Below are 13114 nucleotides of genomic sequence, written 5' to 3'. Positions count from 1 at the left end.
TCAGGCAGTCCTGACACTTGGTGACGTGCCACCAGCCGCCCTCGCTCAGCACGCGGTAGGCCCTGATGGTGCTGCCCTTGCATTCGGGGCACTGGGCATCCTGGACCGCTTCTCGGTCGACGTAGAGCCGCTGTGATTGCGGCCGTGGGAAGGTATGCACGATCGATCTCTCCTTTGAAATCCGGCTATCAACGCCGCGTCCCGGAGTATTGCTGCGGGTTCATGTGCGATCGTAGTACCGTTGGTGCAATTATCGTACGACAATCGTACATATACACAAGGGCGCAATGCAGCGTCCGGGGCGGAACGACGATGCCGGATTCCAACACACGTGCACCCGGGCTGGTCGGCGTGGCCGCCGTCGAGACCTATGGCGCCCGCCGGTTCGAGAATCGCGTGGCTTTGGTCACCGGTGCTGCGTCGGGCATTGGGCGCGCAACCGCAGAGCGCCTCATCGCCGAGGGAGCCACCGTCTACGTGCTGGACCGGTCGCTCGAGCAACTCGAGTCGGTATGGCGTGGCGTCGAACGGGCGGTGCCGATCGGCGCCGACGTCGCGGACAGCGCCCAGGTCAACGCTGCCTTTGCGCGCGTCGACGCCGATCATGGTCACATCGACGCGGTCGTCACCGCGGCGGGCATCTCCGACGCGCCGTGGCGACTCAGCGAGATGAACAGCGACCCGGACCCGGCGACCATCGATGACGAGGCGTGGGATCTGGTCATCCGGGTCAACTTGACAGGCACCTTCTACTGCGTGCGCGCAGCGATCCCGCTGCTGCGCAAGGCGGGGCCGCGCGGCGGCGCGATAGTCACTATCTCGAGCGTCGGAGCCCTCGCGCCCTACCCGCTCGCTGCCGCCTACCCTGCGTCGAAGGCGGGCGTGCTCGGGATGACGCGGGCGATCGCCGCACTGTTGGGGAAGGAGAATATTCGTGTGAACGCGGTGGCGCCGGCCGCCACCCAGACCGCAATGTTGCCCGACGACGAACAGCTGCTCGCATCCATGGTGCTTCTGCAGCCAATCCCCCGCATCGTGCCGCCATCGGAAATGGCGGCCACCATCGTCTACCTCTGCACCGACGAAGCCCAGTTCATCACCGGCCAGACGGTCAACGTCAATGGCGGGATGGTGATGTGAGCATGAGCCGCACCCAACCCGACCTCGAGGCATTCTCCGCCGCAGCCATCGCGATCGTCGGCGAGGACGCGGTCCTCTCCCGTGGGCACCTTGACGAGTACACTGATCCCTTTCCGGTCGGTGACCCCGACGAATTCGCCACCGCCGCGGTGGTCCGCCCGGGCTCCGTCGAAGAAGTAAGCCAGATCGTGCGCAGCGCCGGAGAACACGGCATCCACCTGTGGCCGATATCACGGGGGCGCAATAACGGATACGGCGGTCGCAGCCCCCGCACACCGGGTTCAGTGGTGATCGACCTGTCCCGCATGAACCGGGTGCTCGAGATCGACCCGGTCGGCGGAACCGCCCTGGTCGAGCCGGGTGTGAGCTTTGCCGAATTCGCCGAGGCTCTTCGTGCGAGCGGGGCGCCGTTCTGGGCCTCCGTTCCCGACCTGTCCTGGGGGAGCGTGATCGGCAACGCCCTCGAGCGCGGCCTGGGATACACCGAGTACGGCGACCACAACTCCCAGGTCTGCGGCATGGAGGTCGTGCTCGCGGACGGCGAAGTCGTGCGCACCGGCATGGGCGCGATGAGTGGCAGCCGCACCTGGCAGCTTTATCGCGGCGGCTTCGGACCCGCCGTCGATGGAATCTTCGCGCAGTCCAATCTCGGCATCGTCACAAAAATGGGCCTCTGGCTCATGCCCGCCCCGCAGGCGTGGGCGGCCGTTGACATCGGCGTCAGCGAGTTCGACGACCTCGAACAGCTCATCGATACCGTACGACCCCTCAAATTCAACGGCACCATACAGAGCACGGTCGTGATCGGCGATCCGATCGGCGTCGCCGCCTTCTCCGGGCCACGATCGACGTGGCAGGAGGATCACGGCACTCTTGCCCCCGGTGTGCAGGAGCGCATCATGGCGCACTACGGGGTCGGCCGCTGGACCATGACGTTCGCCGTCTACGGCGACGACGAACTCGTCGCCGCGAGAGTCGCCGCGGTACGGCGCGCCTTCTCGGCAAGCCTCCCTCTGGCCACCGTGACCGTCACGAACTACGCCGGGGATGCCTCCACCGACGACATCGCTCCCCACCACCGCGTCCGTGCGGGCATACCCGGGATGTACGCGGAGAAGCTCTCCTACTGGTTCGGAGGCCGCGGCGGGCACGTCTCGTTCGCACCCGTGCTGCCGATCGACGGCGCCAAGGCCCTCGCCCAGGTGCGCGAACTGCAGGAGCGTTTCAATGCGGCCGGCTTCGACTACTGCGGCGCCTTCACCATCACCGGCCGTTCGATGGTCCACGTGACCGAGGTGCTCTTCGACCGTGACGATGCCGAGCAGGTCGCTCGCGGCCGGACGCTGGTTCGCGACCTGATCGGGACCGTGGCGGACGACGGCTACGGCGAATACCGCGGGCACGTGGCGTTCATGGACCGGATCGCCGGGACCTTCGACTGGAACGACGGTGCCCTCGGACGCCTGCACACAAGGCTGAAAGACGCGCTCGACCCCCACGGCGTTCTCGCACCCGGGAAGCAGGGCGTATGGCCGAGCGCGATGCAGGATCACCGGGAAACACCGTCCCGCTGAGCCGCCTCACCCCGCTGCAGAGGCGGCGCGGGTCTCCTGGGGGCGACTGGCGTGCGCGACGAGCGTACGCAGGACCCCCTCGAGGTTGCCCGCTTCGTAACCCTCGACGATCGCAGCGTGGTCGTCCAGCAACTTGCCCGTGGCCTTCGTTGACTGCGTGATGCTGCGGATCTCGAGAGCGGGCAGACGCAGGCCCTTATAGGTCTCGTTGAGGATGACGCTGCCGGCGAGCCCCACGAGGTATTCGTGGAAGGCAGCGTTCGACCGGATCCACCCCTCGGGGTCGCTGAACTCTTCGCCGTGCACGTACTCGAGTGTCGACTCCATGAGACGGCGGAGTTCCGCAAGTTCGTCCTGGCCGACCTTGCCAACCGTCTGGGCGGCTGCGCCGATTTCGACAGCGAGCTTCGCCGCGTAGTAGTCGAAGATGACCTGGTCCGGTACGGGTTCCACCTCGAAGCTCGCTCCGGAGCGACGGACCAGCCCCTCGTTGGCCAGGGCGACAAGGGCCTGGTAGGTGCGGCCGACTTCGACGTCGAGCTCGGCTGAGATGCGGTCGGCGTCCAGGGGGACCGAGACGTCGCTCACAGCGCCGACGACGTAGTCGCGCACCGCGTGCAGAGCTGCCGCGTCGGGGGCGGTCTCCATCCGGCCGAACGACCCGCGGTAGTAGGCGAGCGGGTTGCCCGGGTGCGACGTGACGTGGACCGCCCGGGCCAGGAACACCAGGTGAGTTCCGCCGCGGACGGTCTCCTCGACCACGCACTCGAACTGGGCGATGGATCCCGAGATCAACGGGGCGTCACCGTGTCCACGTTCGAAGGCCACCGTGGCGAATTTGTCCGGCGCCTTGCTGGCGAACCGCTGCGCGATGGGTGCGGAGTCCTCAGCGAGGACGTTGACGGCGAAAGTCCCTGCTTTAACGATCGCCTGGGCAGTGCTCGACGTGACATTGAGGCAGATGAGCAGCATGGGTGGTTCGTCGGAGAGCGAGCTCACAGCGCTCGCCGCGGCGCCGAAATCCGTTCCGTCCACATGTGTTGTGATCACAGTGACTCCACTTGCGAATCGTCCCATGACGTCGCGGAACTCCCACTTGGAAGGACCTTCAGTGGTCAAGTCTGTTGTAGTCATTTTCGCCCCTTTGCGATCCGCTCGTCGGAGCAGGAGCTCCGTGCGTGAACCGATGCTAACAGGTAGTTACATGTCTTACAACTAATTTCGAGCCGTTTTGGCGGGGGGACGGTTATAGTATTGTCAGACAATCCACAGGACGATGAAGTTCAGAAAGAGGCAACAAATGCGGGTTATTTCTGGTCGTGCAGGCTCGTCATCGAGCACCGCACGTAACACATTCACCGGCGAGGTCTGGATGGATGGGGTTCTCACCGACAGCCCGGACGTCAAGATCAACAACGTGATCTTCACGCCGTGCGCGCGCACCTACTGGCATCACCACGAGAACGGCCAGATCCTGCAGGTGTTCCGCGGCAAAGGCTTTGTGTGCGGGGGCGACGGTGAGCCCCGCACCATCAGTGAAGGCGACACCGTGTGGATCGAGCCGGGCGAGCGCCACTGGCACGGAGGCACCACCGACTCGCTGATGGGGCACACTGCCATCACCCTCGGTGAGACGGTCTGGCTCGAAGAGGTCAGCGACGAGGACTACGCGAAAGCGAAGGCCTGAAACCGTGAGCGATTTCCCGAATCCCGCCCCATTCGCACTCTCAGACTCGGCGCGGGATGAACTCATCGCCGTCGTCGGCCGTGACCATGTCCTGGTCACAGAGGACGAGCGCGACACCTACCGCGATCCATATTGGTTCAAGGACGACCGGAGCTACGACTCCTCCGCTGTGGTATTCCCCGGGGATGTCGACGAGCTGCAGGCCGTCGTGCGCATCGCGAACGATCATGAAATCCCGATCTGGACGTCGTCGCAGGGCCGTAACAACGGCTACGGCGGCCCCTCTGCCCGCGTAGCCGGTTCCGTCCTCGTCAGCTTGCGCCGCATGAACAAGATTCTCGAGATCAACACCGAACTCGCCTACGCCGTGGTTGAACCAGGAGTGCGCTGGCTCGACCTCTATGACGCGCTGCACGAATTGGGCGACGAACTGCTCCTGTCTGTTCCGGACATCGGGTGGGGCTCCGTCATCGGCAACTCGCTCGACAACGGCATGACGTACCTGCCGCTCGGAGCCGACTTCGCCGCCCCGTGTGGGCTTGAGGTTGTGCTCGCTGACGGGTCGCTTCTGCGGACCGGCATGGGCGCCATCCCGGACAACCCGTCCTGGCACATCTACAAGCGGGGTCTGGGCCCGGTGCTCGACCCGCTCTTCATGCAGTCGAACTACGGCATCGTGACGCGGATGGGCGTCTGGCTGATGCGCCGCCCGCGCGCATACACGCCCCTCTATCTCTCCATCCCCCGCGAGAACCAGCTCGGTCAGGCCATCGACATCATCCGTGAGCTCCGCCTCGACGGCGTGATCCGGGGCGTGCCGAACATCCAGAACCTCATCACCATGGGCACGCAGTTCCCGGAGCACATGGGCATGTTCCCCGGCGCTGACGCCACCTGGTCGGAGGACCGCCTGGACGCCCTCGCAGACGACACGGGCATCGGGCGGTGGGGGGTTCGCACAGCACTGTGGGGTGACCCGGACGTTCTTCGTCTCCAGGTCGCCAGGATCCGGGAGGACTGGGCGCAAATTGAAGGGAGCCGCGTCGACGATCTCGGCACCTTCACGTCAGAGAACTGGGGCGAGCTGTCGAGCTTTATGGAGAAGATCTCCGCCGGCGTGCCCAGCCTCGACATGATGGAGCAGATGCCCGACTGGGTCGGCCATGTCGGCTTCTCGCCGATCGTCCCCCTCACCGGACGTCAGGTCGTCGAGGTCGTCGAACAGATCAAGGCCCGGGTGATCGAGCAGACGGGTGCGAACTTCGTGTGCGCGATCTTCCCGACCAACGACCGCAGCGCCATGATCGTGAGCGCCATGAGTTTCGACAAGAACAATGAGGCGCACGTCAAGGCAACGTTCGACACCGTCCGGCAGCTCATCGTCGAACTCGGCGAGCAAGGCTACGGAGAGTACCGCGCGCATCTCGACGTCATGGACCTCGCATCCGACCAGTATTCGTTCGGCGACCACGCCTACCGGCGCTTCACTGAAGCCATCAAGGACGCCGTCGACCCGAAGGGCATCCTCTCACCCGGTCGACACGGGGTCTGGCCGGCGAAGTACCGCGAGAAATAGAAGGGATGCTCGGGACATGCGTTCGCGCGCATCGCCCGGAACTCGGGGGCCTGCGGCACAGCCGCAGGCCCCCGTTCTTCGTTTCAGTGGTCGAAGACGATGACGCCGCAGACGTCGGTGTAGCTTCCTGACCGTTCCCTCGCCAGGTCGAGCTGTTCGAGCGGGTAGGTGTTGGTCAGGATCGGGGCGCCGTCGAGAAGACCGCGCTCGAGCATCCCTGCGTAGCGTTGCAGGTCGCTGCGCATGTGCACCTGCCCGTTCTGCGAGCTGAGGATGCGACGGCTCTGCAGTGCGGTCTCCACCTGCGGCAGCACGAGTTCGGCGCCGCCGATTTCGAAGCCGCTCAGCACGGTTCGGCCACCACGTCGCACCGCCCGTACGGCGAGCTCCTGCGACGCTGCCGGCCCTGCGGCCTCGAACGCCACATCGGCGCCCCGCCCGCCGGTGAGTTCACGCACCCGGACGAGCGAATCGTCCACAGCGGGATCCAGAAGGTGATCGGCGCCGAGGCTGCCCGCGAGTTCCCGCCGGGCGGCGTTCGGTTCCACCACGATCACCGTGCCTGCGCCTGCGAGACGCAGGGCCTGCACGATCCACAACCCGACGTGGCCTGCGCCGACGATCGTCACGGACTCGCCCGGTTGCACCTTCGCGATGTTGAACACCGAACCGACGCCGGTCGTGATGCCACAGCCCAGCATGGAGAGCGTCTCCGACGGAAGGTCGGACTCGATGGGGAACACCTGGTTCTCGGAGATGGACATGTACTCGGCATAGCCCCCGACACACCCGGCACACGAGATGAGCGCGCCGTCGTCTCCCCTGGCGACGTCCGGGTAGATGCCGCCGAGATCGAACAGTTCGCCGCATTGCCAGGGCTCACCGATCGCACAGTAGTAGCAGCGGCCGCATTCCGGGGTTCCCGGCACGACCACCCGCTGGCCGACCCGGACCTGGTCGACGGCGGATCCGACCTCGACGACCTCTCCGATCGACGCGTGACCGAGGATGGTGGGCGGGATCTTGTACAGCTGTCCCTTCCAGTTCTTGACGTCGGTGGAGCAGAACGGGCTCGCATGTGTCCTGACCAGCACCCGCTTCGGATCGAGGGCGAGCATGTCGACGGCCTCGATCGAGAAGGGTTCGCCGATGGCGCGAAGCACGCCCGCCTTGCCGCGCACGGTCACGGTGAGTCCTCGACCGACTTGCCAAAGGCGGCCCGCACCGCGTCATGCCTGCTCTCCACGATGTGCCACCAGTCCGGATGCGTGAGCGCGTACAGGTCGTTGTCGCGGATCGCCCTGGTCAGGACCCGGCCGGCATCGATGGGATCGATCCAGCGCAGACCGGCGCCCGGCCCTTCGGAGATGTCCACGTCGGCAAGCGCCCCGGTCGAACCGTCTGGGCGATTGCGGGAGCTGTTCTTGATGTTCGAGCGCACGGTACCCGGCGCCAGAAGGGTGACATGCACGTTCGAGCCGTCCTCCTCGAGCTCGAGCGCCAGCGCCTCCGTCAGTGCGGCCACGCCATACTTGGTCACCGCATAGCCACCCGCGCCGGCCATCGGTGAGAACGACGCCATCGATCCGGTGTTCACCAGGTGACCGCCGTCCGCATTGGCCTGGAGAATCGGCAGGAAGGTCGTGACGCCGTGGATGACTCCCCACAGGTTGACGTCGATGAGCCAGCGCCAGTCGGCAAGCGTCATGTCAGCGACTCGCGCGAGGGGTCCGACCCCGGCGTTGTTGACGACGATTCCGATCGAACCGAAGCGGTCGAGCACCGTCGTCGCCAGCGCGTCGACGCTCGCGGCATCCGTCACATCTGCGTAGACCGGAACCGCGCCGATTTCAGCCGCGGTGCTCTCGAGGACGTCTCGCTGCACGTCGGCGATGACGACCCTCGCCCCCTCGGCGATGAGCTGCTCGGCGATTCCTCGCCCGATACCCGATGCGCCACCGGTGACCACGGCCACTCGTCCCTCGATGTTCGTCATGTGTGACCTCTCTTGTGGTGGTTGTCTGTCGTCAGTTGCCGAACGCGAAGATGCCCCGCGGATCGTACTGAGCGCGAACCTGTGTCAGTTTCCTGGCGGTCTCTTTCGGCCACAGCCGGTCGAAGACCTCGGGGCTCGGGTGCCCGGCCCAGTTATAGTTCACTTCCCGGTGCGCATATCGCGATACCGCATCGAAGAGTGCCGGGCCGGATGTCGGCAGCAGATGGTCATTGAGCCCGGGGATGACGGCAGCGATTGCCAGCAGCGAGAACGCCGCCGAACGTCCCCCGATCGCGCTCGGCAAGTCCGGTTCCCGCCCAAGGGCTCCACCGAGGAATCGCGTCTCGACGTTCGCCATCGGTGAATCGGCGTCGGCACCGGAGTGTTCGAGTATCGCGCTGACGAAATCCTGGTCGATCTGGTCGAGAAACTCTCCGCGCTCCCAGACGGGCAGTGGACCGAACGGTTCAGCGTGGATTGTGCCGACCTCGTGGGTCGGCAGGACGCCGACTCCGTCGAGGTACACCGGAGCCACCCCGCGCATCGTCGCGAGGTACGCCTCACCCCGCTCGGCCAGTTGCTCGGCGTCCACCCCGGGCTCGACCCAGGCGAATCGAAGATGAGCGAGCGTGCGTCCGGCAAGCGGCTCGGGCACGCCCACGGGAGGCAGACGCAGGATGGCGATGGAGGTGTTGGCCTCCTCCGGCAGGGTGGCCGTCCAGTCCAGCCACGCACGGTGGACCGCCTCGATGTGCTCCTGCTCGAAGAACAGCCCACCGCCGTAAACCACGGCGATCGGCAGGGCTTCGAGGGTCATCTCGGTGACGACGCCCAGGCCGACCTTGCCGCCCTTGAGCGCCCAGAAGAGATCCGGATGCTCGTCGGCCGAGACACCGATCACCGAGCCGTCAGCGATCACGACCCGGTAGGACACGGCTCGATCCGCCGCCCAGCCGAGCGTGCGGCTGAGCGGACCCGCGCCACCGCCGAGGGTCAGGCCAACCGCGCTGACACTGGGGGACGATCCGGTGACGGCTGTGAGACCGTGCTCAGCAAGGGCGGGAAGGATACCCATCCACTGGGCACCGCACCCGACTGTGACGGTCCGCGCCTCGGGATCGACCAGGACGGCGTCGAGGCGCTGGGTGCGGATGAGGAGACCATCGCGAACCGGACGGTACGAGCCATGCCCGGTCGCCTGCACGACGACCTCGAGATCATGATCCGCGGCGAAGCGCACAGCGAGCTGAACGTCCTCCGGGGTTGCCGCACCGACCACGTAGTCAGGAGCCATCGGCGAGAGGGAGTTGAAGCCGTCGATCTCGGCCTGGTATCCGTCGTCCCCCCGCGCGTACACCGGGCCGGTCAGGGAAGAGCGGAGCGTCGTCACGACGGATTCGGAGAGTACTGGCATCACATTCCCTTTTCTTCAGTGTTCGCCGGATCGTTCTGGTGCGACCCGTTCATCGTTCTCTGCGATTCGCCGGCCAGATTCCGTGTCGCCCTGGCGAGAGGATGCCGGCGGGGTCGACGGCATCCTTGATCTTCTCCACGAAGCGGCGGTAGGCGTGGTCGCCGAAGGAGTACTGTTCGGCTGCGAGTTCCATGAAGTCGAGATGGGCACGGTATTCGCCGTAGCCGAGCTTGCCTGCTTCGCGCACCATGGTCTTGACGGTGTCGAAGGCTGTTTTCGTCTGCTGCTCGTCGGTGGTGTCGAACGCGAGTCCGCTCACGATGAGAGCGCTGCGCTCGCTCGCGACGCAGATCCCCGCCACGAAGTTGACCTGGGCCTGCGAAACGACGATGCTCTCCAGCAGGTCGACGACCTCTCTGACGTTCTCGCCGACGAGAGGCACGGCGGGTGAGAACCCGACGTGGCCGACGTGTTCCGGTAGCGCGTCGAGCATGTCAAGGCTCGGGATGCCGGCCTGAACCTTGTCGACGAAATGGACGATCTCGTCCCACTCCCCGCTGAGGTAGGTTCGGGCGTGATCCACCCGGCTGCCCTCGATCGCCGACCATGCGGCCGTGATGCGGTCCACATGATGCTGCACGACGACCTCGTCACCCCAGACCGCGGTGCGCATTCCCCAGCGCCCGACTCCCGAAGCGTCGGCGAGCTCCTGCAGCTGATCGTCGCTGAACGTTCCGCTCGACCCTTGCATCTTGCCGAGGAGTTCCGGAAAGTGCGAGGCGAGGGTGATGGTGTTCTGCATGACCGGAACTCCGCGGATGATGCCGCTCAGCCGAAGTTCACGGAGAATGTCGATGGCCTGCTCGAGCTGCGAGTCCTGCGGAACAGTGAGGAAGAGTGGTGCGTACGCCTCCGGCTTGCGCATGAGCCAGTAGCCCATCTGTGTGACGATTCCGAAGTTCGACTGCACGAAGAGCGGGTCGAGCACCGGGCCGAGCCCGCGTTTGTAGACGTGCCATGCCTTCGAGCCGGGGATCCCTCCCATACCGGTCCGCAGGAGCGTGCCGTCGGCGAGAACCACCTCCATACCCGTCGGCGCCTGGAAATCGGTCCCCAAGGGAAGGTAGGTCACGCCGCTGTCGAGGGTGTTGCCGATGACGGAGCCCCACCCGAGGTCGGGAACGGAGACAAGCAGGTCGTCGTGACCTCCGTCCTGAAGCGCCTGGTGCAGGTCCAGCCAGGAGACTCCTGGTTCGACGACCGCGTAGGCGAGTGTCGGGTTGATCTCGATCACGCGGTTCATGCGTCGCAGGCTCAGCAGCACCGACCCGGCGACGCGAGGGGACGGACCGCCGTATCCGTTGTTCTTGCCGAGCGAGGATGTCCACAGGGGAACACCGAACTCGTTCGCGATGCGCACCACCGCCTGCACCTGTTCGGTCGACGATGGCAGAAGCACCGCCGAGGAGTCGTAGGTCAGGTCGTCCTGGAACCAGTACGGATCGCGGAAGTCGTTTCGTCCCTCCCGGTCGACGATGACAGCTCCCTCGTCGAGCACGTCCCGGAATCGGCTCTCGATCTCAGGGGACAGGATGTAGGCACCTGAGTTATCTGTGATCGTGTTGTCCGTCATGGTGTTGTCAGTCATTTTCCAGCCGTCATCTCTTCCTTGAGGATGGGAGCCGCTTCGAGGACCCCGTGGATGCCGAGCGTCGCCGCGATCTCCATGACCTCGACGAGCTCCGCTGCCGTCGCTCCGTACCCGACGGCGTTTTCGATGTGGAGCCGAAGCCCCGACGTGTAGAGATGGGTGGCGGCCGTATCGAAAGCGATGTAGATGAATTCCTTCACCTTCGGCTCGAGCGGTCCGCTCACCCATGGCACCGATGAGAACTCGGTATAGGCGTCGAAGAACTCCGGAGCGAGCTCGAGGATCTCGTTCCAGAATGCGTGCCAGTAGCCGCGCTTCTGGGTGAACTCTGCCTTGAGCCGCTCCTGGTATTCGTCGAGCGGCGCAGCTTCACTGCGGAGACCTGCTTTCTCGAGCACATCGACGAGGATCGGAACCCCGATGTTCATGGAGTGGATCCCGAGCGTCGCACAGCACTCGAGGACCTCCATGATTTCGGCCGGCGTCGCTCCGGCGTCCAGCGCGCGCCGGATGTGCCCGCGCGCCGGGGGAAGATAGAGGTGCGTCGAGTTCACTGCGACAGCGAGGCGGATGAAGTGCTGCACCTTCTCGGGGAGCGCACGCGTGCGGGCGGGCACAGCGGCCAGCTTCGAGTACGCCGCGAGGAAGTCGGCGTCCAGGTCGAGCACGGCCTGCAGTTTGTGGTCCCATTCGCCATGGGCCTGCTCGTATTCGAGACGGATGGCGGCGCGGCGGGAGTCGTCATTCATGCCGCGTTCCCCTCCTTCTTGTTCTCGGCGAGGGTCAGCCAGCGGGCCACTTCGGTGTGATCCGCCGTGGGGCCGAGGTCTGCACTCGCCGCACCCCAGTGCGCCACCACCTCGTCGCTGAGCGTGTGCGGCACGCCGAGTCGCTCGGCCAGGCCGGTGGCGATACGCATGTCCTTGAGCATGAGGCTGAGGGCAAACCCCGAGTCGTACGTGCCTGGCACGATGAAGTTCGGCCATTTGTGCTCAGTCGAGCCGCTCCGTCCGCTCGACCGGTTGATCGCCGCGAGCATCGTTTCGGGCTCGAGGCCGAAAGCGATGCCGGTGAGCATGGCCTCGCTCGTGACCCAGAGGTGGGCGGCGGACATCAGGTTGTTGATGGACTTGAGGGCGTGTCCGGCACCGATGGCACCCACGTGGGCTGGGTTCCCGAGCGCCTTCAGCAGGTCCTCGACCCGGTGGAAATCTGTATCGGCGCCGCCGACCATGATGGTGAGGGTGCCGTTCTGGGCGCCCTTGACGCCGCCGGAAACCGGCGCGTCAACGAGCCGCGCACCAGCAGCCTCGACGGTCTCGGCGAGCGCCCGGGTGCGAAGCGGTTCCGAGGAGCTCATGTCGAGGATGATGGTGCCGGGGCGGATGCCGCCGAGCAGCCCGTTCTCGCCGGTGAGGACCGCGTCGACAATGTCGGAGTTCGGCAGCATGAGGATGACGATGTCGGCGTCGCGTGCCGCAAGGACAGCCGTCTCGGTTGTCGTTCCGCCAGCGGACTCGAGGCTTCTCCTGGCTGATTCGGAGACGTCGAACCCGGCGACCGTTGCACCGGCCGCGACCAGACGTCCAGCCATCGGAAGACCCATGTTGCCCAGCCCCACGAAGGCGACCGTGTGATTGAGGCTCACAGTTCGCCTGCCGCCTTCATCTCTTCGATCTTGGCCTCGGCCACACGGAATGACTCGAGCGATGCAGGTACGCCGACGTAGACGGCCGCCTGGAGCAGCGCCTCCTGGATCTCCTCGACGGTCACACCGTTTCGGACGGCACCCCGAACGTGGACGCTGAGCTCGTGCATGCGGTTGAGCGCGGTGAGCATGACGATGTTGAGAAGGCTCCTCGTGCGGCGATCAAGACCGTCCCTGTTCCACACCGCACCCCAGCAATACTCCGTCACAAATTCCTGAACGGGCCGCGAGAACTCGGAGACCTGTCCGAGCGACCGGTCGACGTGCGCCGTACCGAGCACGTCGCGTCGCACACGGAGTCCGTCGTCATAGGTCTGCTGTCTGGTGATGTCGTTACTCATAGCTGATGTCCCCTTGTTCTGTGGTCG

The 13114-nt window shown here is 65.5% G+C and carries 12 protein-coding genes; 4 read left to right on the top strand and 8 right to left on the bottom strand.

Annotated features, from left to right (window positions below):
• The first annotated feature begins 312 nt into the window (after positions 1–312).
• Both ABIE24_RS12460 and ABIE24_RS12455 read left to right on the top strand, forming a co-directional pair.
• A complete protein-coding gene (locus tag ABIE24_RS12460) occupies positions 313–1140 on the top strand; it encodes an SDR family NAD(P)-dependent oxidoreductase (protein WP_354500125.1) in 828 nt (275 codons plus the stop codon).
• A gap of 2 nt (positions 1141–1142) precedes the next feature.
• Positions 1143–2714, top strand: coding sequence for an FAD-binding oxidoreductase (locus tag ABIE24_RS12455; protein ID WP_354500123.1), 1572 nt, complete (start codon positions 1143–1145; stop codon positions 2712–2714).
• A 6-nt stretch (positions 2715–2720) separates the two neighbouring features.
• Here the strand turns inward: ABIE24_RS12455 and ABIE24_RS12450 are convergent, their stop codons facing one another.
• The gene (locus ABIE24_RS12450; protein WP_354500121.1) at positions 2721–3848 is read right to left on the bottom strand and encodes a flavin reductase; all 1128 of its coding nucleotides are present in this window, start codon (positions 3846–3848) and stop codon (positions 2721–2723) included.
• Between the two features lie 238 nt (positions 3849–4086).
• Here ABIE24_RS12450 and ABIE24_RS12445 point away from each other — a divergent pair, with 238 nt between their 5' ends.
• Together ABIE24_RS12445 and ABIE24_RS12440 are read left to right on the top strand one after the other, a co-directional pair.
• Positions 4087–4401: a cupin domain-containing protein gene (locus tag ABIE24_RS12445; RefSeq protein ID WP_354500119.1), complete on the top strand. Its 315-nt coding sequence runs from the start codon at positions 4087–4089 to the stop codon at positions 4399–4401.
• 4 nt (positions 4402–4405) lie between these two features.
• Positions 4406–5977, top strand: coding sequence for an FAD-binding oxidoreductase (locus ABIE24_RS12440; protein ID WP_354500117.1), 1572 nt, complete (start codon positions 4406–4408; stop codon positions 5975–5977).
• Positions 5978–6060: 83 nt separating this feature from the next.
• Here ABIE24_RS12440 and ABIE24_RS12435 read toward each other — a convergent pair whose 3' ends face one another.
• The 7 genes from ABIE24_RS12435 to ABIE24_RS12405 are packed head-to-tail and all read right to left on the bottom strand — an operon-like array spanning position 6061 to position 13087.
• On the bottom strand, positions 6061–7164 hold the full coding sequence (locus ABIE24_RS12435; RefSeq protein ID WP_354500115.1) for a zinc-binding dehydrogenase: 1104 nt from the start codon (positions 7162–7164) through the stop codon (positions 6061–6063).
• Positions 7161–7973: an SDR family oxidoreductase gene (locus tag ABIE24_RS12430; RefSeq protein ID WP_354500113.1), complete on the bottom strand. Its 813-nt coding sequence runs from the start codon at positions 7971–7973 to the stop codon at positions 7161–7163. Before ABIE24_RS12430 ends, ABIE24_RS12435 begins: the two co-directional genes overlap by 4 nt.
• 31 nt (positions 7974–8004) lie before the next feature.
• Entirely contained in the window at positions 8005–9387 is a 1383-nt protein-coding gene (locus ABIE24_RS12425) for an FAD-binding oxidoreductase (protein WP_354500110.1), read from the bottom strand.
• A gap of 49 nt (positions 9388–9436) precedes the next feature.
• Positions 9437–11035: an FAD-binding oxidoreductase gene (locus ABIE24_RS12420; protein WP_354500108.1), complete on the bottom strand. Its 1599-nt coding sequence runs from the start codon at positions 11033–11035 to the stop codon at positions 9437–9439.
• Positions 11032–11787, bottom strand: coding sequence for a carboxymuconolactone decarboxylase family protein (locus tag ABIE24_RS12415; protein WP_354500106.1), 756 nt, complete (start codon positions 11785–11787; stop codon positions 11032–11034). The genes ABIE24_RS12420 and ABIE24_RS12415 overlap by 4 nt, the downstream gene beginning before the upstream one ends.
• Positions 11784–12686 carry an NAD(P)-dependent oxidoreductase gene (locus ABIE24_RS12410; RefSeq protein ID WP_354500105.1) on the bottom strand — a complete coding sequence of 301 codons (903 nt, stop codon included), beginning with the start codon at positions 12684–12686 and terminating at the stop codon, positions 11784–11786. The genes ABIE24_RS12415 and ABIE24_RS12410 overlap by 4 nt, the downstream gene beginning before the upstream one ends.
• Positions 12683–13087 carry a carboxymuconolactone decarboxylase family protein gene (locus tag ABIE24_RS12405; RefSeq protein WP_502916279.1) on the bottom strand — a complete coding sequence of 135 codons (405 nt, stop codon included), beginning with the start codon at positions 13085–13087 and terminating at the stop codon, positions 12683–12685. The genes ABIE24_RS12410 and ABIE24_RS12405 overlap by 4 nt, the downstream gene beginning before the upstream one ends.
• Positions 13088–13114 lie beyond the last annotated feature (27 nt).

This window comes from Mycetocola sp. 2940, assembly GCF_040548835.1.
Classification (GTDB): Bacteria; Actinomycetota; Actinomycetes; order Actinomycetales; family Microbacteriaceae; genus Mycetocola_A.
Note: the sequence above shows the minus strand (reverse complement) of the source record. Positions and strands in the feature narration are given on the sequence as shown.